Annotated in this window: 19 protein-coding genes and 1 tRNA gene; 9 read left to right on the forward strand and 11 right to left on the reverse strand. The window is 34.4% G+C overall.

Annotated elements, in window-relative coordinates:
- Positions 1-131 precede the first annotated feature (131 nt).
- Positions 132-272 carry a transposase gene (locus tag ACQUQZ_RS15110; RefSeq protein ID WP_435357662.1) on the reverse strand — a complete coding sequence of 47 codons (141 nt, stop codon included), beginning with the start codon at positions 270-272 and terminating at the stop codon, positions 132-134.
- Positions 273-634: 362 nt separating this feature from the next.
- A tRNA-Glu gene (locus ACQUQZ_RS15115) sits at positions 635-706 on the reverse strand.
- A gap of 189 nt (positions 707-895) precedes the next feature.
- On the opposite strand from ACQUQZ_RS15115, the gene ACQUQZ_RS15120 reads away from it, so the two are divergent.
- From ACQUQZ_RS15120 to ACQUQZ_RS15130, 3 genes are all read left to right on the forward strand, one after another.
- Positions 896-3,391 (forward strand): M14 metallopeptidase family protein, encoded by a 2,496-nt coding sequence (locus tag ACQUQZ_RS15120; protein WP_435355855.1) that lies wholly within the window; start codon positions 896-898, stop codon positions 3,389-3,391.
- 85 nt (positions 3,392-3,476) lie between these two features.
- Positions 3,477-4,409: a sugar phosphate isomerase/epimerase family protein gene (locus tag ACQUQZ_RS15125; protein WP_435355856.1), complete on the forward strand. Its 933-nt coding sequence runs from the start codon at positions 3,477-3,479 to the stop codon at positions 4,407-4,409.
- Positions 4,410-4,512: 103 nt separating this feature from the next.
- Complete coding sequence (locus tag ACQUQZ_RS15130; RefSeq protein WP_435355857.1) at positions 4,513-4,875, forward strand: hypothetical protein; 363 nt, start codon at positions 4,513-4,515, stop codon at positions 4,873-4,875.
- 46 nt (positions 4,876-4,921) lie between these two features.
- On the opposite strand, the gene ACQUQZ_RS15135 is transcribed toward ACQUQZ_RS15130, so the two are convergent.
- From ACQUQZ_RS15135 to ACQUQZ_RS15155, 5 genes are all read right to left on the reverse strand, one after another.
- Entirely contained in the window at positions 4,922-6,019 is a 1,098-nt protein-coding gene (locus ACQUQZ_RS15135) for a PepSY-associated TM helix domain-containing protein (RefSeq protein WP_435355858.1), read from the reverse strand.
- A 42-nt stretch (positions 6,020-6,061) separates the two neighbouring features.
- A complete protein-coding gene (locus tag ACQUQZ_RS15140) occupies positions 6,062-7,228 on the reverse strand; it encodes a sialidase family protein (RefSeq protein WP_435355859.1) in 1,167 nt (388 codons plus the stop codon).
- A 51-nt stretch (positions 7,229-7,279) separates the two neighbouring features.
- Positions 7,280-9,640, reverse strand: coding sequence for a TonB-dependent receptor (locus ACQUQZ_RS15145; protein WP_435355860.1), 2,361 nt, complete (start codon positions 9,638-9,640; stop codon positions 7,280-7,282).
- A 239-nt stretch (positions 9,641-9,879) separates the two neighbouring features.
- Entirely contained in the window at positions 9,880-10,278 is a 399-nt protein-coding gene (locus ACQUQZ_RS15150) for a hypothetical protein (RefSeq protein ID WP_435355861.1), read from the reverse strand.
- Positions 10,279-10,331: 53 nt separating this feature from the next.
- Entirely contained in the window at positions 10,332-11,372 is a 1,041-nt protein-coding gene (locus ACQUQZ_RS15155) for an SMP-30/gluconolactonase/LRE family protein (RefSeq protein WP_435355862.1), read from the reverse strand.
- Between the two features lie 348 nt (positions 11,373-11,720).
- Here ACQUQZ_RS15155 and ACQUQZ_RS15160 point away from each other — a divergent pair, with 348 nt between their 5' ends.
- The 6 genes from ACQUQZ_RS15160 to ACQUQZ_RS15185 all read left to right on the forward strand — a co-directional run bounded on the left by ACQUQZ_RS15160 (position 11,721) and on the right by ACQUQZ_RS15185 (position 18,018).
- Complete coding sequence (locus ACQUQZ_RS15160) at positions 11,721-12,518, forward strand: ParA family protein (protein WP_435355863.1); 798 nt, start codon at positions 11,721-11,723, stop codon at positions 12,516-12,518.
- A 165-nt stretch (positions 12,519-12,683) separates the two neighbouring features.
- Positions 12,684-13,781: a fatty acid desaturase family protein gene (locus tag ACQUQZ_RS15165; RefSeq protein WP_435355864.1), complete on the forward strand. Its 1,098-nt coding sequence runs from the start codon at positions 12,684-12,686 to the stop codon at positions 13,779-13,781.
- Between the two features lie 342 nt (positions 13,782-14,123).
- Positions 14,124-15,713, forward strand: a complete 1,590-nt coding sequence (locus ACQUQZ_RS15170; protein WP_435355865.1) for an MFS transporter — start codon at positions 14,124-14,126, stop codon at positions 15,711-15,713.
- Positions 15,714-16,089: 376 nt separating this feature from the next.
- Positions 16,090-16,566: a hypothetical protein gene (locus tag ACQUQZ_RS15175; protein ID WP_435355866.1), complete on the forward strand. Its 477-nt coding sequence runs from the start codon at positions 16,090-16,092 to the stop codon at positions 16,564-16,566.
- Complete coding sequence (locus ACQUQZ_RS15180) at positions 16,545-17,336, forward strand: sensor histidine kinase (RefSeq protein WP_435355867.1); 792 nt, start codon at positions 16,545-16,547, stop codon at positions 17,334-17,336. Before ACQUQZ_RS15175 ends, ACQUQZ_RS15180 begins: the two co-directional genes overlap by 22 nt.
- A gap of 7 nt (positions 17,337-17,343) precedes the next feature.
- Entirely contained in the window at positions 17,344-18,018 is a 675-nt protein-coding gene (locus ACQUQZ_RS15185; RefSeq protein ID WP_435355868.1) for a response regulator, read from the forward strand.
- A gap of 15 nt (positions 18,019-18,033) precedes the next feature.
- On the opposite strand, the gene ACQUQZ_RS15190 is transcribed toward ACQUQZ_RS15185, so the two are convergent.
- The 4 genes from ACQUQZ_RS15190 to ACQUQZ_RS15205 form a co-directional block, all read right to left on the reverse strand.
- Complete coding sequence (locus tag ACQUQZ_RS15190) at positions 18,034-18,456, reverse strand: MarR family winged helix-turn-helix transcriptional regulator (protein WP_435355869.1); 423 nt, start codon at positions 18,454-18,456, stop codon at positions 18,034-18,036.
- A gap of 121 nt (positions 18,457-18,577) precedes the next feature.
- Entirely contained in the window at positions 18,578-18,931 is a 354-nt protein-coding gene (gene folB / locus ACQUQZ_RS15195; protein ID WP_435355870.1) for a dihydroneopterin aldolase, read from the reverse strand.
- A 74-nt stretch (positions 18,932-19,005) separates the two neighbouring features.
- The gene (locus ACQUQZ_RS15200; protein WP_435355871.1) at positions 19,006-20,541 is read right to left on the reverse strand and encodes a DivIVA domain-containing protein; all 1,536 of its coding nucleotides are present in this window, start codon (positions 20,539-20,541) and stop codon (positions 19,006-19,008) included.
- 354 nt (positions 20,542-20,895) lie between these two features.
- Positions 20,896-21,807 (reverse strand): WD40 repeat domain-containing protein, encoded by a 912-nt coding sequence (locus ACQUQZ_RS15205; protein WP_435355872.1) that lies wholly within the window; start codon positions 21,805-21,807, stop codon positions 20,896-20,898.
- Between the last annotated feature and the right edge of the window lie 116 nt (positions 21,808-21,923).

A 21,923-nucleotide genomic window follows, 5' to 3' on the forward strand; every position in this document is an offset into this window, starting at 1 on the left:
TATCTTCAACTCGTTTAATTTAGACTTAATCACAATTTAGGCGTCAATCGTAAAAGTTGAAGGATTAAGTATAAATTTTTTATAATCTAAACAGGAAAAAATTTACATTTCTAACTCCTCTAAACTGATTTCTAAAAGCCTTTATCTTTGCACGGTTCGCCGCTGCGATTGAACGATTCGGCAGAAGCATTTGTACTTCTATTGTCAAAGAAATTCAAGATTTTTTCATAATTATTTTCAATAGTTTGAGCAATATTTCTGAACGATGTAATGGAAAATCTCTCACTGTTTCCTCATCAAAGAAACCTCAGGCGACGGTCTGCTTGGATTGTAGTTTTTGATTCCTGTATTCTTGTATGTGGATATTCTTTTCAGATAAGTAAAAAATATTAAGAAACACTATTTTTTGAATATCAGTAAGTTCAAAATATTCCAGCAATTCTTCGGGTAATATAAATTATAGTAGGTTTGAATCCACATCATTTATCTTTTCTACAAAATAAATAACTTTTTAGCTTGACCCCAACTTTTACGATTAACCTTGAATCTGTCCCTCACAGAGGGATAGAAAACAAAAATGCCTGACAATCGGTTGATTATCAGGCATTTACGATTTGCAGAACGCATTCAATTGTGACCCTAAGGGGAATCGAACCCCTGTTTAATCCGTGAAAGGGACTTGTCCTAACCGCTAGACGATAGGGCCGGCTGGTTCCATTTATCGTCTGCGTTTGTAAATCGTGGTGCAAAAGTACAACAATTTTTTTAATCCACAATACCTAACCAAAAAAAAAGTAAAATATTTTCAAGTTTCTTTTTTCAAACAAAATTTTCAAGGAAAAATCATATCTTTGAAAAATGTTTATCTTACACTTCAAAAACAGCCATTACCATAATGAGAAGAATTATTGCAACCTTGTTTCTCTCCATTACCCTATTAAGTCTATCCGCTCAAACCACTAAAACTCCCGAAGAATTTCTTGGTTATCGTCTCGGAACAAAATTTAGTTTTCATCATCGCATTGTAGATTATGTGCGATATGTAGCAACACAAAATCCTTCACAGGTAAAAACCATTGATTATGGAATGACATTCGAAGGTCGTCCCTTGATGGTAGCTGTTATTGCTTCTCCCGAAAATTTAGCAAAAATTGAAGAGATACGTACCAACAATCTGAAGAGTATCGGTCTCATAGAAGGAAAGCCAACTGGTAAAGTTCCTGCCATCGCTTGGCTCAGCTATAATGTTCATGGAAACGAAGCTGTTAGCTCAGAAGCTGTATTACAGGTTTTATATGAGCTATTGAATAAGAATAACCCAACAACACAAAATGTATTGAAAAATACAGTTGTAATCCTTGACCCATGTATTAATCCTGATGGACGTGACCGCTATGCACAATGGTACAACCGAGTGGCTAATCAAGGAGGGAATCCTTCGCCTTTTGCTATCGAACATAATGAACCGTGGCCAGGTGGGCGTTTCACGCATTATATTTTCGACCCTAATCGTGACTGGGCTTGGCAAACACAAGAGATTTCACAGCAACGTGTGAAACTTTATAATCAGTGGATGCCACATCTCCATGCTGATTTTCACGAAATGGGGTATAATACACCCTATTATTTCGCTCCATCGGCAAAACCATATCACGAAGACCTTACCAAATGGCAACGTGAGTTCCAACAGACTTTGGGTGAATTCAATAAAAAATATTTTGATAAAAATTATTGGCTGTATTTCTCGAAAGAAAACTATGATTTGCTTTATCCAAGCTATGGAGATACTTATCCTTCCTACAACGGTGCCATCGGTATGACTTATGAACAAGGTGGTGGTGGACGTGCTGGTTTGGCTATTGCTAAAGAAGACGGAGACACGCTGACACTTTCTCAACGGATTTCACATCATTTCGCAACAAGTATGGGTTCGTTGGAAGCAATTTCAAGTCGTGCTGATAAAACTGTTGAAGAATTTACAAAGTTTTTTACTGATAAAACAACCAATGGCTACGGGACATATAAATCATTTGTGATGAAAACCAAAGGTGATGAAGCAAAAGCACACGCATTAACAGGTCTTTTGGATAAACTTCAAATCTCTTATGGTTATGCAACGAAAGATGTAACCATCACTGGTTTTGGATACCAAAGTTTAAAAGAAGAAAGCTTCAAAGTAGAATCTAATGATTTGATTATCAGCACTTATCAACCAAAAGGCACTTTTGTGAAGATATTATTTGAACCTAAAACAGCTCTTGAAGATTCGGTAACTTATGATCTTACCTCTTGGTCATTGGCTTATGCTTATGGCTTGAAAGCTTATGCAACAAAGGAAAAGCTGGCTTTGGGCAGTTCACTGTTAATAGCCAACAAAACTTCAAATATTGAAGGGAAACCGTATGCTTATGTGGCTGCGTGGAAATCATTTGAGGATGTTAAGTTTTTATCAAAAATATTGGCTGCTGGCATAAAAGTGCGTTTCAACGAAAATCCATTTGAAACCGAAGGCCGAAAATTTGATGCAGGTTCATTGATTATTACTCGCACGAATAACGAACGTTTGGGGGATAAATTTGATAAAACCATACAAGCTGCCGCTAAAGAATTCAATATCAATCTTTTAGGAACTACCTCTGGAATGGTTTTAAGTGGAAATGATTTCGGCTCTGGTTCGGTCAATGTCTTGAAAAATCCAAGAGTTGCTTTGATTGCAGGTGATGGAGTGGTTTCAACTGCTTTTGGCGAAGTTTGGCATTTCTTTGAACAACAAATCAAATATCCGATTACTGTTATTGAAGGAAGTTCGTTTTCACGAATACCACTTGACCAATTAGATGTCATTGTTTTGGCTGATGGAAATTATGAAAAGATTTTCGGAAATGGCGATGCACTCAAAAAATGGATTCAAGGCGGTGGAAAAGTAATTGCTCTCGAAGGGGCAACTGGCTATTTTGCCGATAAAGATGGCTATGGATTGAAACGTAAGAAAGATAGTTCAACAAGTGATAAAGCCGAACTGAAAACCTACGGTATTCGTGAGCGTGAAGCATTAATGGAACAAATTCAAGGAGCCATTTATAAAGTTGATATTGACAAAACTCATCCACTTGGCTACGGCACAGACGGTTCGTATTATGCTCTTGTAAGAGATGTCTATAATTATGATTATTTGAAAGACGGCTGGAATGTTGGTTATATCAAAGATAACGCTCTTATTACTGGTTTTGCTGGGAAAATTGCGAAGGAAAAAATGAAAAATACCTTGACTTTTGGGGTACAAGAGTTGGGACGAGGAAAAATCATTTATATGGCTGATTCACCACTTTTTAGAGGTTTTTGGTATTCGGGTAAATTGATTTTTGGAAATGCTCTCTTTACAGTAAATTAATTTTTGAAGATACGTGATTCGAGATGAAAAAAAGTCAAATTACGTATCTCAAATCCAATATCTAAAATCTCAACTCAATAAAACTATGAATAATACCCGACGCTCATTTCTAAAATCAGTTCCATTGGTAGGTGCTGCCGCTTTCACAAATCCTACTTTTGCTGAAATCCAACAAGCTCCAATCAAAACAGCCAGTCGAATCAAACTCAGTGTATCGAGTTATTCGTATTGGCATTTCAAGGGTGATAAATTTCCAATTGAGAAAGTAATTGATGAGGCAGCGAAATTGGGTTTAGATGGCATTGATGTTCTCCATCGCCAAATGGATGGCGAAGACAATGCTTATCTACAAAAACTCAAAAAGCATGCTTTTGTGAATGGAATTGCCATGACTTGTTTATCAATTCATCAAGGTTTTGTTTCACCTGACAAAGCAGTCTTGAAAGAACACATCGATCATACCATTCATTGTATTGAGTTAGCCTACAATATGGGTATTCCTTGTATGCGTTTGAATACTGGCCGTTGGGGAACAATCAAATCTTTTGATGATTTTATGGCCAAACGTGGCATCGAACCTGCAATTGCTGGCTATACCGAAGATGAAGCATTCAAATGGTGCATTGATAGCATTCAACAATGTATGAAAAAAGCCGAAGAATGTGGCATTTTGCTGGCTCTCGAAAATCATTGGGGGCTTGGTTCAACGCCCGAAGGAATGCTTCGTATCAAAAATGCAATTGATTCGCCGTGGTTAGGATTATTAATGGATACGGGCAATTTTTTAGAAAACCCTTATGATAAATTAGAGAAAATTGCTCCACAGACAAGTTTTGTACAAGCGAAAACTTACTATGGCGGTGGCGAATGGTACAGCCTTGATTTGGACTACAAACGCATTATTGATATTTTGAAAAAAGTAAATTATCAAGGCTATATTTCGATTGAGTTTGAAGGAAAAGAAGATCCAAAAACTGGCGTTCAAAAAAGTGTTGATTTATTGAGAAAATATTTATAAAACGATATAAGATGTTAGATACTCGATATTTGAAGCTTGGTTTATCTTAAAATCCAAACCCGCAACATTGAGTATCAAACATCGATCATCCAACATCAAAACGATGAGTTATAATATTCAAGTCTATACTGCCCAAACGATGATGGCTGAAATGGAATCAGAATCAGAAGAGTTTTTTGATAATGATAAAAATCTGATTCCATTTTCAGAGAAACAAATACAAGCCTTGAAAAATCGTCTTTTGCAGCAAAATTTTGAAATAGCAAAAGAAGATAAAAAAGGGATTACCTTTAAAAATGATAATTTTGAAGGCATGAGAGCTATTCTCACCTCAAATGCCTTATACTTGCGTTCAAGTTTCGACGATGCTTTTGAAATTGGTATCATAGCATCCGAATTAGCTGACACAGGGGAATACGCAAAATATGACCCACAAGCTGATGGCTGGGAAGTTTTGGGAGAGTAGTTTTTTTGATAGTAAACAAGTCCAACATTAATTATATGAGAGTAATTCAATCATGAATTACTCTCATTTTGCGTCTCAACCATAGCATAAAACCTGTAATAGCTAATAATCCAGGAGTAAGGCCAAGAATGATGTAAAGAATTTTAATCGGAATTCCGCCATAATTACCTACGTGCAAAGGAAAAAATAAGGCTTCTACTTTTTCCCAAAAATTAAAATTTTCAAAGCGACTAAGACTCAAAAAATCTCCAGTATTGGCATCAAATCTAATACAATTCCCACCCGCAAACATCGGATTTTGGCCTTTCAAATTTCCACGTACACTGAATTTTTTCTCAGGTTGTGTAGGCAAATACACATAACTTGGCATTAAATCATGCATTTTTTGAAGACTTTCAGCATACATTTTATCAAGCGATGCTTTCACCAAAGTATTATTTGGTGTCGGAATTGTTTCTTTTTTCCACGTTTCAGCCTCAAAAGCAAATAAATTCATCCAAAATCCAGTAAAAAAAACAATGGTGTTGAGCAATAGCGACCACACTCCCACTACTCTATGTAAATCTGAGCTTAACATTCGCCAGTTTTTGGTTTTTATTTTTACTTTGAAAGTCAGCACTTTCCAAATAAATTTTCGATAAATGATAAAACCTGTAATAATTGAAATAAGCATCGTCAGACCAAAAATAGCAGTGAGTGCTGCCCCGGGCATTCCGAGATGAAAAGAAAAATGGAATTCAAAAATCCATTCAATCCAACCTACCTCCAAATCATCGCTTCGTCCTGAACGCAAAATTTCACCTGTGTATTGGTTAATATTTATTGCTCCTAAATCATACGATTCTAAGCGAGCGTCGTTCAAGTACAATCGAAAATGATACGATTGGTCTTTGGCAGCCAAAGGGTTTATCCAAGCTATTCCATCTAAGTTTGGGTATTTATTTGTAATTATTTTGTACAAACTATCAAGAGGTAAAACCTTTGTTTCGGGTTTAATTGTCAATGTTTTATGATAAATCCATTCATCAAGTTCATCTTTGAAAATCAAAATCGAACCACTCAGACCCAACAGGAGTAGAAATACTCCTGTGATGAGTCCGAACCAACTATGGATGCTAAAAAGTAAGCGTTTAAATTTATTCATTAGAGCGTATTCATCAATTTATTTCTCTATGCAAATTTGGGTTTAAAATTTGACTTTCTTCCAAGTAATGACTGTATTTTGCTCACCAATTTTTCTTTCATAGGCAAGTATTAAATCATTTTCGAATGATATGATGCTTGGATAACTACAATCTTCCAAACTTTTACTTAAATAAATGGTTTGAGCATTTCCACTTAATTTACGAAGTGCAATACTTTTGAAATATTCTTCACCTTGATTTTTTATTTCTGAATAAGTCAAATAACTATTTCCTGATTTTGTGCTTGTTATTTGAGGAGAGCGTACTTTAGTCGATAAGGCGGTATTGATAATTTTTCCAGTTTCTACATCACAAACTTTGATTCCTGCAGCGTTTTCTTTGCCTGTAAACCAAGTCATCCAAATTCCTTTAGTATTTACAGTTGCCGAAGGCCCAGCATGCGGACAAGCATTCACTTGCCATTTATCGGGATAAACATTACGAGGTTCTGAAAAACTTTCGCCATCGTCTTTGGAAAAAATATAACTCATGTCACGAGATTCATCTTCATATACATCTCGATAAAAAATATGTAAAACACCTTTAGGGTCAATTATTGCTTCAATTCTGCAACATTCACAAGCTTGGTTATCAATTACTTTAGGCTCTCCAAAGCCTTTTCCTACTGAAGTCTTAGCAAATTTTACGCTTCTGCCCTTTGAAGTTAGTTTTTCGTCAAGCCAAACAACACCAATTTCGCCATCGGCTAACCTCACCGTTCGGCTAAATGAATGACTTTTATTAGGATTTCTATCAGATTGTACGTAATCTGGAGCTGACCAATTTTTACCATCTTTTGAGTAAACATATAATAAATCAGAGCCAAAACGAGATGTTGGATTGTCTTTTTTTAATTCAAAAGTTACAATCATGCTTCCATCTTTTTTTATTGCTAATCGTGGCATTCCTTCGGCATGCGTAGATGCTGAATCTACAATTGGAACTTTGATTTTCTCGCCAAACAAATAACCATCATAAATACTGTAAAAAAAAGACACTTTTTTACTTATCTTTTCAGTTTCAACCCAACTTAAAATAATTTTCCCATCGGGCGAATTGGTAAATGATGGCACTGCGGCACTATTTACCACATTTGAAATAACCCCCTCTTCTATACTTTTAATGAACGATAAAAATGGGATGAGCAAAATAATTAAGAATATTTTCATGTTTTTGATAGGTTAAAGCACTTATCGAAATTTGGTAAGTGCTTTATTGATTTATTTCTTTCCAACAAATTTGTATTGCAAACCCAAAACAAAAGTACGAGGAGCAGCAGCAGTAAATGTTGTACGGTCGGTTGTAGCATTACCACGAGTAGCGTTATAGGCATAAAGTGCATCTGTCAAGTTCATTACATTAGTAAATACCTCAATACCTTTCCAATGATAGCCCGCTCTGAAATTTAATACTTCATAGCCTTTGTAACTGATAGTATTTACTTGGTTTTGATACCATTTACTTACATGCTGCCACTCGACCGAAGTACGCAAACCTTTTGCCCATTTAGGATAATAACTAATTTCTGAGTTCCAAATCCAACGAGGAGCAGAAGGCATATCATTTCCATTCACATCTTTTATTGCATCCGATGCTTTTTGACTCAATGTAAATTCTACGAATTGGTGAATAGAATATGCTCCACCAAAACGGAAGAAAATTTCTTTTGATGGTTTGTAACTTATGCCATATTCTAAACCTTTATGAAGCGTTTTGCCTGCAGCTTGATAATCGGTAGAATTATCAGGTTGACGAATACTCAATAATTCGTTTGTTCCAGACATCTGATAGAAAGTTGCATCTATATAAAGTTCATTCTTCAGGAGCGATGCCCAACCCCCAATTTCGGCATTATTGAAAGTTGCTGGTACGAGGTTATAGTAAAACAAGTCACCATTTGCAGCAGGCGTTGGTCTTTTGCGAAAAATTGCTGTTAAACCAGAAGGAGCAAAACCTTTTGAATAATTGGCATAAATGCCTTTTCCTTTACCCAAATCATAGGTGATACCAATCTTAGGCGTAGTTTTAGTATAAGTTTTTGAACCTCCGATACCCAATCCAGTTGTTTTGTCTATGTCAAGATTATTAACAAAATCAAATGACATATTATCATAACGAAGTCCTGCTGAGACTCTCAATTTTTTGATTGGCTCGAAATCATATTGCAAATACACTGCTGTATTATGAATATTAGCATTATAATCGGCAATCTTAATATCTGGACGCTCTTTTAAAATGGTATATTTCTCAACAGATTTTTTATCAGGACGCAATTGGGCAGCTAAGTCGATTTGATAAGACCAATAATCATTGGGCGAAAAATCAACTGTTGTACCAATAGTAACTTTCGAGTTTAAAAACTTAAATCTCTGCGTTTGTTGTGCAATTACGCCAAAACTTCTAAAGTCATTAGAGTTAATTTCACCTCTTGCAGTCGCCGTTCCCGAAGTCCAACGAATACCGTAACTTGGATTTTGTCCATGTTTGTTATCACGGGCAAAAACTGTTACGAAAGATTGAGAACCATTTGCCCAATCTTTTTCAAAAGTTAAACGAGTACGAAGTGAGTATGCTTTTCGGTAAGTAAAATCAGTTGTACTCACGTATTGACGACTATAAAATACTACACTATCGATACTTCCGCTGGTTTGAGAATTATATTTAGAATAAGACAAAGTATAAATCAAGCGGCTACTTGGTGTAAAATTATACTCCAAACGTGCATATTGAGCATTTTTTGTATAGTCTGAACTTGCCATCCAAGAATCTTTTTGCTCACCAACCAAACCACCTAAATAAATACCAAACTTACCAATGGTTGCACCAGCTCCATACTGAACTATACGAAAACCATATTGGTCAACTTGCACGCCGACACGAGCCGTTGGCACAGCAGTTGGGCGTTGAGTAATAAAATTAACGGCACCACCCACCGCTTCTGGGCCATAAATCGACGAAACTGGGCCTTTTACTATCTCTATTGAACTCACAGTAAACTGGTTCATTTCGAGTAATGCGTTATGATTGAAAACACCCATCGGGCGAATCGGCACCCCATCTTCCATGTATAAATAATAGGCGTTGGTGGTCATTGGTTGACGAATCGACATCATGTGCTGCTCATTACCCAAATTTACCATCAAAACGCCCGGTGTTTTGTTCACAACTTCATAAACCGATGAAACTTTGGCTTCATCAATCATTTTTGGAGTAATTTTTGAAATAGCAATGGGCGTTTCGGTTCTTAAAACAGCCTCACGATTACCTGTTACTATAATTTGCTGCAAATTTTGGACTGATGGTTCGAGTGAAATCCTAATTTCTTGCTTACTATTTATAGAAAACTCTTGTGTCTGAAAGCCAATTGAGCTAACTGCAATTTTATCGATTTTTTGAGAGTTTTTCAATTCAAAAGCACCCGTAGAATTTGTAATTGCACCTTCTGCTGTTCCTATATTTTTAATGCTCGCACCAACAATTGGCTCTTTTGTAGTAGCATCAAATATTTTGCCTTTGATATTTTGGGCAAATAAGGTGTTTACCCCCATGAAGAGTATGATTACCAGAAAAATATTTTTCATATTTTTTTTATTAAAATTTTATTATTTTTTGCAATTATCAATTATCAAAAAGTATAATGTATTGATAATCAATAATTTACAATTACGATTTAGTCTTTGGAGATACAATTAAAATGATGCATTTTTTCAGTCAATCTTGTGCAGATATACAATTGGCTTGTAAAATGGAATACAAGATATTGATACAACAAGTTGCAAAAACCAATTGTATTAAACTGAAAAAACAAATAAAATGAAGCTTAGCCCAAACAAGGAGGACGAAAAAGAGCAATCGTGAGCGTAGAATAGTGGCTCGTCTTGTATGAAAAATTGTTTTGAACAGTACTAATTACACCTTCAAATGTTTGCGAAAAAACAAAATTGTCATGATGAAATGTTTCTTCTAAAAGTTTTTTGAAATTTTGTTCTTGCCTTCCTGCTTCTTTGTTGGCTTTGTCTTCGGCAACTTTGTGGAGTTGTTTGGCCAAATAACATTGACCATTACATTTTAGCTCAGGCTTGAAGCGATTTTCGCAAAGGTTTTTGATGATATAATCTTTGTTCAATTCAAAATCAAGATAAACCACAGGCACTACCAGTATGCGTACACTGGTAAGTAATAGCAGAAAAACTGCTAAACTGCGTTTACTTTTTGACATTAAATTCATGGTGCAAAACTATGCCATGATTTTTATGAAACCAATGATTATTATCACTTTTTCAACGTACAAAGAAGAACTTTATTCCCAAAAACACTTCCAATTAATAATTTATCACCAAAAACAGCACCCACACTTGAGCCTGAAACTGGTTTTCCATCATTTAAATAAACGCTTTCTAAACTAACTTTTCCTTTTGATTGGTAGTTAATTTTAATAATTTCTGAAGGAGATGGCTTTGAATGGTCTTTTGAATGTGCCAAATAAGCTAATAATTTGGGGTGACAACCCACCCAAAGATTTCCTACTTCATCAAGCTCGATATTGTCAGCACCGTTGATCGCAATTTCATCAGATTCCGTCAAGCTGCCCGTGCTGACATCACGGTCAAAAACTTTGATTTTTTGTCCAGAAGTAGCCGCAACAAAAAGTTTTCTTCCATCCAAACTTGTGTTTATACCATTTGCATATAAAAAACCTTTAGCTAAAATACTTGCCTTTTTACCATCAAAATAGCATGCATTCCCCATTGGGATTTGTAATAAATCTTTCTTCGATCGCCAGTCAGACTTTACTTCATCGTGGTCATTGGTCAAATAAAAAGTTCGTTCTCCCACTCCTACAATGTCATTTGGACTTACAAACAATGGATCTGTGATACTTTCGAGATGGACCAATGTGCTATCTGTAAATTGAAATATTTCTATGAAATTACCAGTTTTTCGATGATTGACTACAAATAGTTTTTTAGTCCCATTTATAGCTTTGAATAAACTTATTCCATGAGGATGAAAATCATCAAATGGTAACTTTTCAGTTAATTTGATTGGTTTGGGTGCGATTTCATTGAGATTAAGCAAATAAATTGCTCCATTAGGCATATCAGTAGAAAAATCACTTGATGAGATTAATGCTAATCCTTTGGCTTTATCAATAGTAATATCTTCGGCTCCATGAAAACCAGCAATTTCAGAAACACTTCCATTGAAATGCGGGTCAATTTTCGTAAAAAAGCCTGCATTCAAAAGTGTTCTGCCTACGAAAATGAGAATAATAGTAAGTAATACGATTGATATTTTAAGCCAAAGTTTCATTACAATTGAGAATTAAAAATAGATGGTTGAATATTAGAAAACAATGAAGCAAATCTAATGATTTGAATTTCGATTCCTCATCATAAGCCATATAAAGATAGAAATTTATTTTTATTTCAGAACATTTTGTCTAAAACTCCTTTCATAATCTCTTCAAAAATTTCATATTTTTAATTCATCAAACATAAAAATAAAAAACCAAAAAATAATATTTCATATAGATGCATAAAATGATACCGCTCAATAACTACTTGATTATCAAACACTTATAAAACACATCATACACTTGGATTGCATTTCTTTTTGTATATATTTGCTTCACATTTACGATCTATCCCAATAATCTAATTGAAAACGCTCAGTTTTGTAAACAACAAAGGTGGCGTCGGAAAAACTACTTCTGCCCAAAATGTTGGAGTGGCTCTTCACAGGTTTACTGGCAGCAAAGTGCTTTTCATTGACCTCGACGCCCAAGCAAGTTTAACTCGCTGTTTTGGTTATAATAATTTAGATTTCTTCAATGCCGATAGCGGCAGTTTTATTTTAAACGATAAAACATTTGATGAAATCGTAGTCTCAACTGATGTAGGAGATTTACTTCCTGCTTCAATGGGATATATTGTTGCCGAAGACCGAATTAAAGCAAGCCCACTTTTTCCTTTTAATCTTAAAATCGCTCTTGATAAAATCAGTCATCGCTATGATTTTATCATTATTGATTGCCCGCCAAGCCTATCAACCTCGGCTCGAATCGCTTTGGTTGCTTCCGATCTATATTTTGTCCCATTACAAGCCGAATACCTTAGTTATGAAGGATTACGAAATTTCCTCAGTTTTGCGAGTCAACTTTCAATGATTTGCCCACATTTAGCTCTTGGTGGAGTTTTTGCGACAAGGTATAACCCACGAAATCGTAAAAAATTAAGTAATGATCTTGTAAAATCTATTAAACTGCAATTACAAGGACAATTCTTAGAAACCTATATAAGGGACAATGTAGCAATTCCTGAAGCCCAATCACACCACAAAGACATTTTTGGATATGACCCTGATTCAAACGGAGCCTTTGATTATTATAAACTTACTCGTGAAATGATTAATAAATGTTTTGTAAAAAACTTGATGGAGCAATTGATGCGTGCATAAAAAAAATAAATATTTATAATTAAAGTACAATTTTCGCTCCAAATTTGCACTATTTTGGCGATTATTTTTAGACGATTTCTACAACAAATATTACTTTTTTTAAGTTCTATATAATATACTCATAAATTCTAAGTATTTTTGTAGTATCATCTAACCTAACCCTACATGAAGCCTGCCAAGTATGCAAAAGTGAAATTCCTAAACAAGGATAAATCACTATTCTTTTCTGCACTCCGAGAAAATATTGATGCTTATTTCGACGAAAATCAACTCGTCAAGACGGGTGGAAGAAAATTACTGATCAAAGCAATCTTCATGTTGAGTCTTTACCTCATCCCTTTTGGTTTAATCTTAACAGGTAATTTCTCGCATTTTCAAATGCTGTTTTTATGTGTTGTGATGGGTATCGGCGTTGCTGGTGTGGGAATGTCGGTCATGCACGATGCTATTCATGGTTCTTTTTCATGCTCTTCTACAACCAATAAGTTCTTTGGTTGGAGTATCTATCTACTTGGTGGCAATGTTTATAATTGGGATGTTCAGCATAATAAACTGCATCATACTTATACAAATATCCATGAAATTGATGAAGATATTACGGGTAAGTTCTTGCTACGATTATCGGTAGGTGACAAACTTAAATCTATTCATCGCTTTCAGCATATTTATGCGTTTTTCTTGTATAGTTTAATGACTATTTCGTTTTTGTGGAAAGATTTCAAAGAAATTTCTCTTTATAATAAAATGGCTAAAACTGGTTTAGTAAAGCCTTTTCCTAAAAAAGAATTAGTCATATTGATTATCAGCAAAGTTGCTTACGCTTTGTTGATTTGTGGAGTTCCAATGATGATGCTTGACATTACTTTCGGTCAATGGGTATTAGGTTTCTTGGCTATGCACTGCACCGCAGGTTTGATTTTAAGTACTGTTTTTCAACTGGCTCACGTTGTTGAAGGAGCTCATCAACCAAGTCCTGACGAAAAAGGAAATCTTGAAAATGCTTGGGCAATCCATCAGCTTCTTACTACTTCAAATTTCGCAGGGAATAATAAGGTACTATCTTGGTACATTGGTGGCCTCGACTATCAAATTGAACATCATTTGTTTCCAAATATTTCCCATATTCATTACCCCGCCATTTCAGCCATTGTGAGCAAAACCGCTCAAGATTTTAATATTCCTTACAACAATAAAACTTCTTTCATTAAAGGCTTAAATTCACATATTAGGATGTTACATAATTTAGGGCATGGTGTGATTTAATCAAGATTCAATTAAACGACGAATACCTTTCGGATTTTGATTTGTTTTGTTGATATTCTTATGCTTAAACTTATAATTTTACTAAAAATAGCATTCATTTGTACGCAATGAATGCTATTTTTAATTTCTTCTCAACGATTGATTATAAGCCTTTTGGCTTACTTAATTTTTGTTTTCTTAGAATCAATTTTCTATTTCATAAACACTTATTCTGATAAATAAAACTTTCTAAATGATTGGATAATTTTTATAAAAAATCATAAGAACTTCTATTAAAATGTTTTGAAAATACTGCATATATTTAGTTATTTGTAAATTAATTATCACCCTAAACATCAAGTTATGCAAAACAATAATCGTTCACATCTTTATACCCTCATGACCGTTTGGTTCTTTTGGAGTTTTGTGGCAGCATCAAACGGAATTTTAATTCCACTATTTAAAGAAAAATTCACACTAACCCAAACACAAGCTCAATTGGTTGATTTTGCTTTCTATGCAGCATATTTTATTGGTTCGGTGCTTTATTTGATTTTCTCTCGCATCATGGGAGGCGATATTCTCAATAAAATCGGTTATAAAAATGGTATTGTCATTGGTCTATTGATTTCAGCTCTTGGCACATTACTCTTCTATCCTGCTGCTGAGTTAAAATCTTATAATCTTTTATTATCAGGATTATTCATTGTTGGACTTGGGTTCTCCTTGCAACAAACTGCTACTCAACCTTTTATGATTGCTCTTGGGCCACCAGAAACAGGTGCTCAACGTATCAATTTAGGTGGTGCTGTCAATAATCTTGGCGGTACAATCGGGCCAGCTTTGGTATCTTATGCCATTTTTGGTTCAATCTCAAAAGATGCCGCAGCAAATGCGTCTATTGAAGATGTAAAAGTACCATATTTAATCTTAGGTGCTTTATTTGCCTTGATGGCCTTGTTTTTCTGGCGTTCAAGTTTGCCTCGTATCAAGAATGATGAAGATGTGCAAGTTAGCAATATTGTCATTGGTTTACCAGTTACTTTCTTGGTCTTATGTGTTGGTGTAGCAGTTACTTTTTCTATTCAAACAGCCATTCTATTTACTTTTGCTTTAATGGTAGTTTTGATGTTTGGATATTTAATTTACTCACTTGCAAGCAAAGCTGGTGAAATAAAAAATGCTGGTTCAGTATTAAGTTACCCACAAGCCGTTTTAGGAATGACTGGAATTTTTGTGTATGTAGGTGTAGAAGTAACCATTGGCTCAAATCTCGGAGAATATCTCAAACACACACAAAACTTGGATTCATCTCAAATCTCCAAATATGTATCTTTATTTTGGGGCAGTATGATGATTGGTCGTTGGACAGCTTCGATTGGCAACTTTAATCCTTCACCCTCACTCAAAAAAATATTGATAGCAATTATTCCATTTGTTGCTTTTGCCATTGTTTTATTTGTCAATGCACTTTATAGTGGCGATGTAACAGATCTATTACCGTATGCTGCTTGTGTTTTAGTGATGATTTTGGCCTATTTTGCCAGCAATGAAAAGCCAGTTCGCTTATTATTAATTTTTACTGCCTTAGGAGCAATCATGTCTATTATTGGCGTAATGACCACTGGTAAAGTTGCTTTATTCTCATTGATTTCTGGTGGATTATTTTGTTCGGTGCTTTGGCCAAGTATTTTCTCTTTAGGAACAGCAGGTCTCGGAAAATTCACCAATCAAGGAGCAGCATTTTTAATTATGATGATTTTAGGGGGTTCTATCATACCAGTTGTACAAGGCAGAATTGCTGATATTTTTGGTATTCAACAATCTTATCTATTAGCTGTGGCATGCTTTGCTTACCTATTTGTTTTTGGACTTGTAGTGCAAGCGGTTTTACGTAAACAAGGTATTGATTTCGATAAAGAAGTAGTTAAAGCCGGCGGGAAAGGACATTAATTTAAAAAAAGATTCATATTGATAGGGATTCTTTTTTGAATCCCTATTTTTTTATCCTTACAAAAACAGGTATTTTTACGTATTTAGACCTCTTATTAAAAAATTATCTTTGTTATAAGATTCTAAAATATTATTTTTCTTCTCATAAGAATTCATACAAAGTGATTAGTCTAAACATTAGTTTACCCAAATTCATGTACTGCAAATGATAGATAAATTTTTAATATGGCTGCTTGATTATGTACAATACGTTCTGATATTTACAATTACAATAGCCCTTATTAGATTGAAATATTTGACAAATGAGTTAAAATATATTTGGTATTTCATTCTTTTAGGTACTTTTTTTGAGATTTTATCTCGAACATTACTTTATATGAAGGTTCGAAATACACTTCCTTTCCTACACCTCTATACTACCCTTGAATTTATTATTATAGGTCTTTTTTACCATCGATATTTTGGCAGTTTTTTTCCAAGAAAACTACTTCCAATTGTCATTAGTATGTTTGTGGGTTTTGCCATTATTAATGCTTTTTTCATTCAAAAACTCAATAATTTTAATACTTATGCCAGTGGTTTAGAAGGCATTTTAGTGATTGGACTATCAATTTTATGCTTTTATAAAATGTTGATAGAGTTAGATACTCGAAGCCCCACAAAACAGCCTACGTTTTGGATAAATTCAGGTTTTTTGTTTTACTTTGCGGGCAACATTTTTATCTTCATTTTAAGTAATTTTATTAAAGAAGATAATCACTTATTATCGCTCGCATGGGGCATGCACGCATTTTTGATGCTTATCTTACACATTTTTATAGGAGTCGGTTTATGGCAAAGTCATCGCCGTTAGATTTATACGTTTTATTGTATGGTGGTACAATTGCCATGATTCTTTTAGCATCAGGGATTGTTAGTTTTGTAATGTTATACCAACGTCGAATCATAAAACAAGATTTAGCCTTTAAAGAAGCAGAAGCTCAACACCAACAAAATCTTTATCATGGCACCCTTGAAGCCATCGAAAGTGAACGAAAACGATTAGCAAGAGACCTGCATGACGAAGTTGGTGCTTCGCTTTCAGCTATGAGGCTTTTGGTCGGACAAATGCAACATCAATCTTCTGATTTAGCATATATAGATGATATTAGCAATAAATGTAAATTACTGATAGATAGCACAATAGATAACGTTCGTCGCATATCCAATGATTTATTACCTCATGGTTTGGAAGAATTTGGTCTTCCTTATGCTATTGAAGATTTATGCGAAAAGTTTGTAGAAATTTCAAAAATTGATATTCATTTAAAAATTGATCAGATTGATTCTAACAATTCAAAAATTAATTTAATCATTTATCGACTCGTCCAGGAATTATTGAATAATGCAATCAAGCACTCAGAAGCAACAGTTATTGCTTTATCTCTGAAAAATGAACAAAATGAATTAATCTTGAACTACTCTGATGATGGTATAGGCTTTAATTTTGTAGATGCTTATGAAAAAAGAAGTTTAGGACTAAAAAATATTGAAACACGAACTAAAATGATTAATGGCACAACCAAGTTCAAAACAAAACCAAATGAAGGCTTGAAATTAGAAGTGCGTATTCCATTAATTTGATTCTTTTATGAAAACTATCAACGTAGCTATTGCCGACGACCAAGTTTTGTTCAGACGAGGAATGGTTTCAATTGTGAATACCTTCAAAAACATACATATTTCGATTGAGGTCAATAATGGCAAAGAATTGCTTCAAGCCATTGAAATAGCAGAGATAAAACCGGATGTCATTTTACTCGATTTATCAATGCCTGAGCTGAACGGCGTAGAAACAACAAAAATTCTTCACCAACAATACCCTGACATCAAAATCATTATACTTTCAGTCTATGGTGAAGATCGTTTTGTAACTCATTTGATGGAATTAGGTGTCAATGCTTATCTTTTTAAAAACGTTGAGCCAGTTGAAGTTGAAAAAGCAATTTGGGCAGTAGTAGATAAAGATTTTTATTTCAATGAGGCATTTTTAGCTGCTATGAAAAACCGCCAAACTGGAAAAAAACCTCGACTTTTAATTCAAGATGATATTCCCTCAACGCTTACACAGCGAGAATTGGATGTTTTAGATTTGATTTGTAAACAATTTACTGCTCAGGAAATTGCCGATAAATTATTTATCAGTGTTCGGACAGTAGATGGTCATCGGAATAATCTTCTCGAAAAAACGGGTATGAGAAACACCGCAGGTTTGGTAGTTTTTTCAATCAAAAACAATTTACTCGACCCAGCAACTTTACTTTAGAAGAGCAAAATTAAACTAATTTTGTCGTGTCGTTTCAAGCACCGTACCAATCACTTTGCGAAAAACTGAAAGTTCTTCACTTGAAATATTACCAAAAAGTTTTTGTTCTAATGTATCAATGGCTGCATTGCAAAAACCTAATACTTCAATTCCGTTTTCGGTCAAACTTATACGTAAAATTCTTTTATTTTCAGCATCAACATTTTTCACAACCATCTCTTTTTTTTGTAGCATCGTCACAGTTTCGTTCATTGATTGAGGTGTCATCTTAAACCTACGTGATAATTGAGCTGACGATAAGTCTTTTTGGTTATCATTGACAAAATTAAGTATGATATATTGTGCCAGCGTCACACCATATTCAGCCAAAGCTTTATTCATTTGAAGTGTAATTTCTGTTTCTATTCTTTTTACCAAATAAACGGTTCTTGCGGGCATAATTCATTATTTTTTACAAAAATAGTAAAGAGTTACCATACACAACTCGCTTTTTATCTCAATTTTCAATTTTACTATTAATTTATAATTTTTGTAAAATATGAAGCCTATGTTAAATAGCTCAGGGCACAGCAATCGTTACTTTTGAACGTTCACAAACACCTCCAATGGGAGGATTAAATTTTGAAACACTTACCGTAACAGCCTGAATATCAGGAAATTGAAACTTTACAACTTCAATAATTTTATAAGCGATATGTTCCAATAGTCGATGTTTTTCTTTCATTACATCAGCAATGATTTTATAAACTACCTCGTAATTTATTGTCAATTTTAATTTGTCTTCTTGAGCTGCACGGCTCAAATCCGCCGTGATGGCTATATCAATCGAATATTTATTGCCGATTTTTTGTTCTTCGTCATAATAGCCATGATAGGCAAAAAATTCAACTCCTTCCAATGAAACTATTCCCATAAAATTACTGATAAATGATGAATGATAAAGAAAAAAGGTTCAAGTAAAACCTGAACCTTTTTCTTTGTACTATATTAAATATTATCAAAAAACGAGCCACCACTACTTTCGTTAGGCTTTCCAATCACATCATTGACAGTTGGCAACGGTGAATTATCTTTTACTGTTGAGTCACTTTTTTCAACCATAGCTTTACGAATGGCTGCTTTTACCTTGTTGACTTTCTCTAACATTTCTTCTGTAATCGAATCAAGGTTGTTTTCTACTGGCGACTGCACCACAGCAGTTGCTGGTGATATTTCTTCACTCACCTGCTTTTCTAAAGGAATAATTGCTTCTATCGTTTCCTCTACTTTTGTTACGGTATCTTCTACAACTACTTCGATAACTGGCTCTTCTCTTTCCTCTTTTTGTTCATCTACCAACTCTGGCTCCTTTCCTCTTATCAAAAAGCCCTTCAATGCCTCTAAGTCGTCCCAACGCCCTTCGGCAGCAAGTTTGGCTTGTTGAGTCCAAGTACTTGGATCGTGTCTTGCATATTGAGGGCCAGCAGCTTCTAAAATTTCTTCAATTTTATAAACTGGGGTTATTGCTAAATCACGGAAAGTAAAGATGCCTGCATCATAAAGCAACATAGAAATTTTAGGGCCAATCCCTTCAATTATATCTAATTCATCTGTTTTTGGCACATTAGATTTAACTGGTTCTGATTCCACTTCAAGTTCGCTTATTTCCTCAAAATTATTAGCTGCAGAAGTAATCACTTCTTCGTCCAAAGAGAATTCTTGCTCCTCAGCAACAGGCGTTTCTATTTCAAGCTCTTCAATTATTGGTTCATCAGCTTCTACAGCTATCTCATTTATCTCTTCCAATAATGTTTCATCAGCAGTATTTTCAGCAGCTATTTCTTCTGTATCAATATCATCATATTCTTCAATATCATCCGACTCGATATTTGAAATTTCAGTTTCAAACTCTTCAACGGGCGTTGTACTTGTTAATGTTTCAATTGGCTCTTCAACGATTTCAGGTTTATCGGTATCGGTCAACATCGAAGTTGCTTCTTTAAATTTAGCATCAACACCTTCTTTGTCAAATTTCTCTTCAAAACGCTGTACATGCTCAAGTGTTGCATTAGAAAGACTACGCATTTGCACAAGCAAATTGGTTTTATAATGATCCATTGCACGAAAATCTCGTTCCAATACCTTCACATCACCTAAAACCTCTTCTTTAATATATTTTGCTCTGCTTTCAGCCTGGCGAATGATCTCGGCTGCTTTATGCTGAGCATCAATTAATGTTTTTTCTCCCAGTATTTTTGCTTCTTGAACATGCTTATCAGCCTGTTGGCTTGCTTGTTCGGTAATCATTGTACTCGTATCCTCGGCCGTTTTCAATGTCTTGAAAAGCGTCATTTCAATTTCACGCAACTTATTTGCTTCCTTTTCAGCAATTTCCAGTTGCATCCGAAGCATCTTGCTTTCATTAAGTACACGCTCCCATTCTTGTGAAAGATTAGCTAAAAAACTATCAACTTCTTCAATATTATATCCTCTGAAAGTTTTTTCAAATTCATGTTGGCGTATTTCGAGGGGTGTAATTTTCATTTTAAACAATTGTTTTAGGAAGTTAGCAAAACTGGATTTCGTTTAGAGATTTGAAAAACACATATTTTTCAATCAATTTTCGATGATACTCGTATTATGTTATATATGTTTTGATTTAATTTTTTAAAGATTTTTTTGTAAGCTTTCAAGAAAAATAATTTGAAATGATATTTGTCTAACGATATTTTTCGAACAAATAATCTATTTTTTTTCTTTTATTAAAAAAATGCAACTTTCACATTCAGTAATTGTAATATTCTAATACTCTCTAAGCAATCATATTGCCAAATTTCAAAAATATTATTTTAATTAGCAAAAATAAGAAAAAAAGGAGGTTTAATGCTTACACTTAGACTATTTTTCTTCGTATAGCTTCCATATTGAAATCGTTCTATCATCGCTTCCTGACACAATTTGGTCATCAAAATCTGTCCAAAGCAACTTATTTACAGATGTTCCATGTCCAGCGTGTCTGGCTCGATCAATCACTTTTAATAGTTTGAATGTTTCTGCATCCCAAATCTTTACTGACTTATCCATACTGCACGTTGCAAACAGCCTATTATCAGGGCGATATGCAATGTGATTAATAGCAAAAGTATGGGCTACAATTTCCTTTTCCAAAGCATAATTTTGTTCAATATTCCATATTTTCAAGCGAGCGTCACGGCTTCCCGAAAGCAAAAATCTAAAATCAGGAGCGTATTTTAAAGCAAAAACCGAATTGCTGTGTGCTGCAATTACTTGCTTCAATTCAAGCGTTAGTAAGTCAAATATTTTAATTGTATTATCACTAAATCCCGCCGCCAATTCTCGATCAACTGGATTAATCGCCAAACAGCGTACACTCATTTCTGATGCTTTGATGTGTTTACGAAAAACAAAACTTTCTACATCAATCACAGAAATTACACCATCTCCGCCTGCTACAAAAGCTTGGTTTTGGTAAATCTGAATATCAAAATAATTGGTTGGAGCTAATTTTAACGAACGAAGTTCTTGTTTGGTTTCAATATCGATTACATGAATTCCTTCAAAATTTTCGGCAATCCATAAATGATTTATATGAGGTAAATATGCCAATGCGTACACAGAATGTGCAATTTTTGCTATCAATTCGCCCACATCAGGTTTTTGAAGATTCCATCTAACCACAAATCCATCACCTGCAGCCGAAAAAAAACGGTGCTTTTCACCCGATTTTTCTAAAGCATAAACACAATCTCTGTGTCCTGTAAACGAATCAATTTTCTCGACTTTAATCATATTAATTTAGCAAAATTCATAAAATTGTGTTTCAAGTATAAAAGATTTGCCAATCGCAATTTAAAATACTATTTTTGTTCACAAATGTAATTCATTAAACTTTCATACGCATATAA

Origin of the sequence: Emticicia sp. SJ17W-69 (assembly GCF_051209875.1) — a bacterium.
In the GTDB taxonomy this organism is placed as follows: Bacteria; Bacteroidota; Bacteroidia; order Cytophagales; family Spirosomataceae; genus Emticicia.

What these genes read in the sequence shown, in the direction of transcription:
- ACQUQZ_RS15120 (WP_435355855.1), top strand. Translation starts at nt 896, where the DNA reads ATGAGAAGAATTATTGCAACCTTGTTTCTCTCCATTACCCTATTAAGT.
- ACQUQZ_RS15125 (WP_435355856.1), top strand. Translation starts at nt 3,477, where the DNA reads ATGAATAATACCCGACGCTCATTTCTAAAATCAGTTCCATTGGTAGGT.
- ACQUQZ_RS15130 (WP_435355857.1), top strand. Translation starts at nt 4,513, where the DNA reads ATGAGTTATAATATTCAAGTCTATACTGCCCAAACGATGATGGCTGAA.
- ACQUQZ_RS15135 (WP_435355858.1), bottom strand. Translation starts at nt 6,019, where the DNA reads ATGAATAAATTTAAACGCTTACTTTTTAGCATCCATAGTTGGTTCGGA.
- ACQUQZ_RS15140 (WP_435355859.1), bottom strand. Translation starts at nt 7,228, where the DNA reads ATGAAAATATTCTTAATTATTTTGCTCATCCCATTTTTATCGTTCATT.
- ACQUQZ_RS15145 (WP_435355860.1), bottom strand. Translation starts at nt 9,640, where the DNA reads ATGAAAAATATTTTTCTGGTAATCATACTCTTCATGGGGGTAAACACC.
- ACQUQZ_RS15150 (WP_435355861.1), bottom strand. Translation starts at nt 10,278, where the DNA reads ATGTCAAAAAGTAAACGCAGTTTAGCAGTTTTTCTGCTATTACTTACC.
- ACQUQZ_RS15155 (WP_435355862.1), bottom strand. Translation starts at nt 11,372, where the DNA reads ATGAAACTTTGGCTTAAAATATCAATCGTATTACTTACTATTATTCTC.
- ACQUQZ_RS15165 (WP_435355864.1), top strand. Translation starts at nt 12,684, where the DNA reads ATGAAGCCTGCCAAGTATGCAAAAGTGAAATTCCTAAACAAGGATAAA.
- ACQUQZ_RS15170 (WP_435355865.1), top strand. Translation starts at nt 14,124, where the DNA reads ATGCAAAACAATAATCGTTCACATCTTTATACCCTCATGACCGTTTGG.
- ACQUQZ_RS15175 (WP_435355866.1), top strand. Translation starts at nt 16,090, where the DNA reads ATGAAGGTTCGAAATACACTTCCTTTCCTACACCTCTATACTACCCTT.
- ACQUQZ_RS15180 (WP_435355867.1), top strand. Translation starts at nt 16,545, where the DNA reads ATGGCAAAGTCATCGCCGTTAGATTTATACGTTTTATTGTATGGTGGT.
- ACQUQZ_RS15185 (WP_435355868.1), top strand. Translation starts at nt 17,344, where the DNA reads ATGAAAACTATCAACGTAGCTATTGCCGACGACCAAGTTTTGTTCAGA.
- ACQUQZ_RS15190 (WP_435355869.1), bottom strand. Translation starts at nt 18,456, where the DNA reads ATGCCCGCAAGAACCGTTTATTTGGTAAAAAGAATAGAAACAGAAATT.
- folB (WP_435355870.1), bottom strand. Translation starts at nt 18,931, where the DNA reads ATGGGAATAGTTTCATTGGAAGGAGTTGAATTTTTTGCCTATCATGGC.
- ACQUQZ_RS15200 (WP_435355871.1), bottom strand. Translation starts at nt 20,541, where the DNA reads ATGAAAATTACACCCCTCGAAATACGCCAACATGAATTTGAAAAAACT.
- ACQUQZ_RS15205 (WP_435355872.1), bottom strand. Translation starts at nt 21,807, where the DNA reads ATGATTAAAGTCGAGAAAATTGATTCGTTTACAGGACACAGAGATTGT.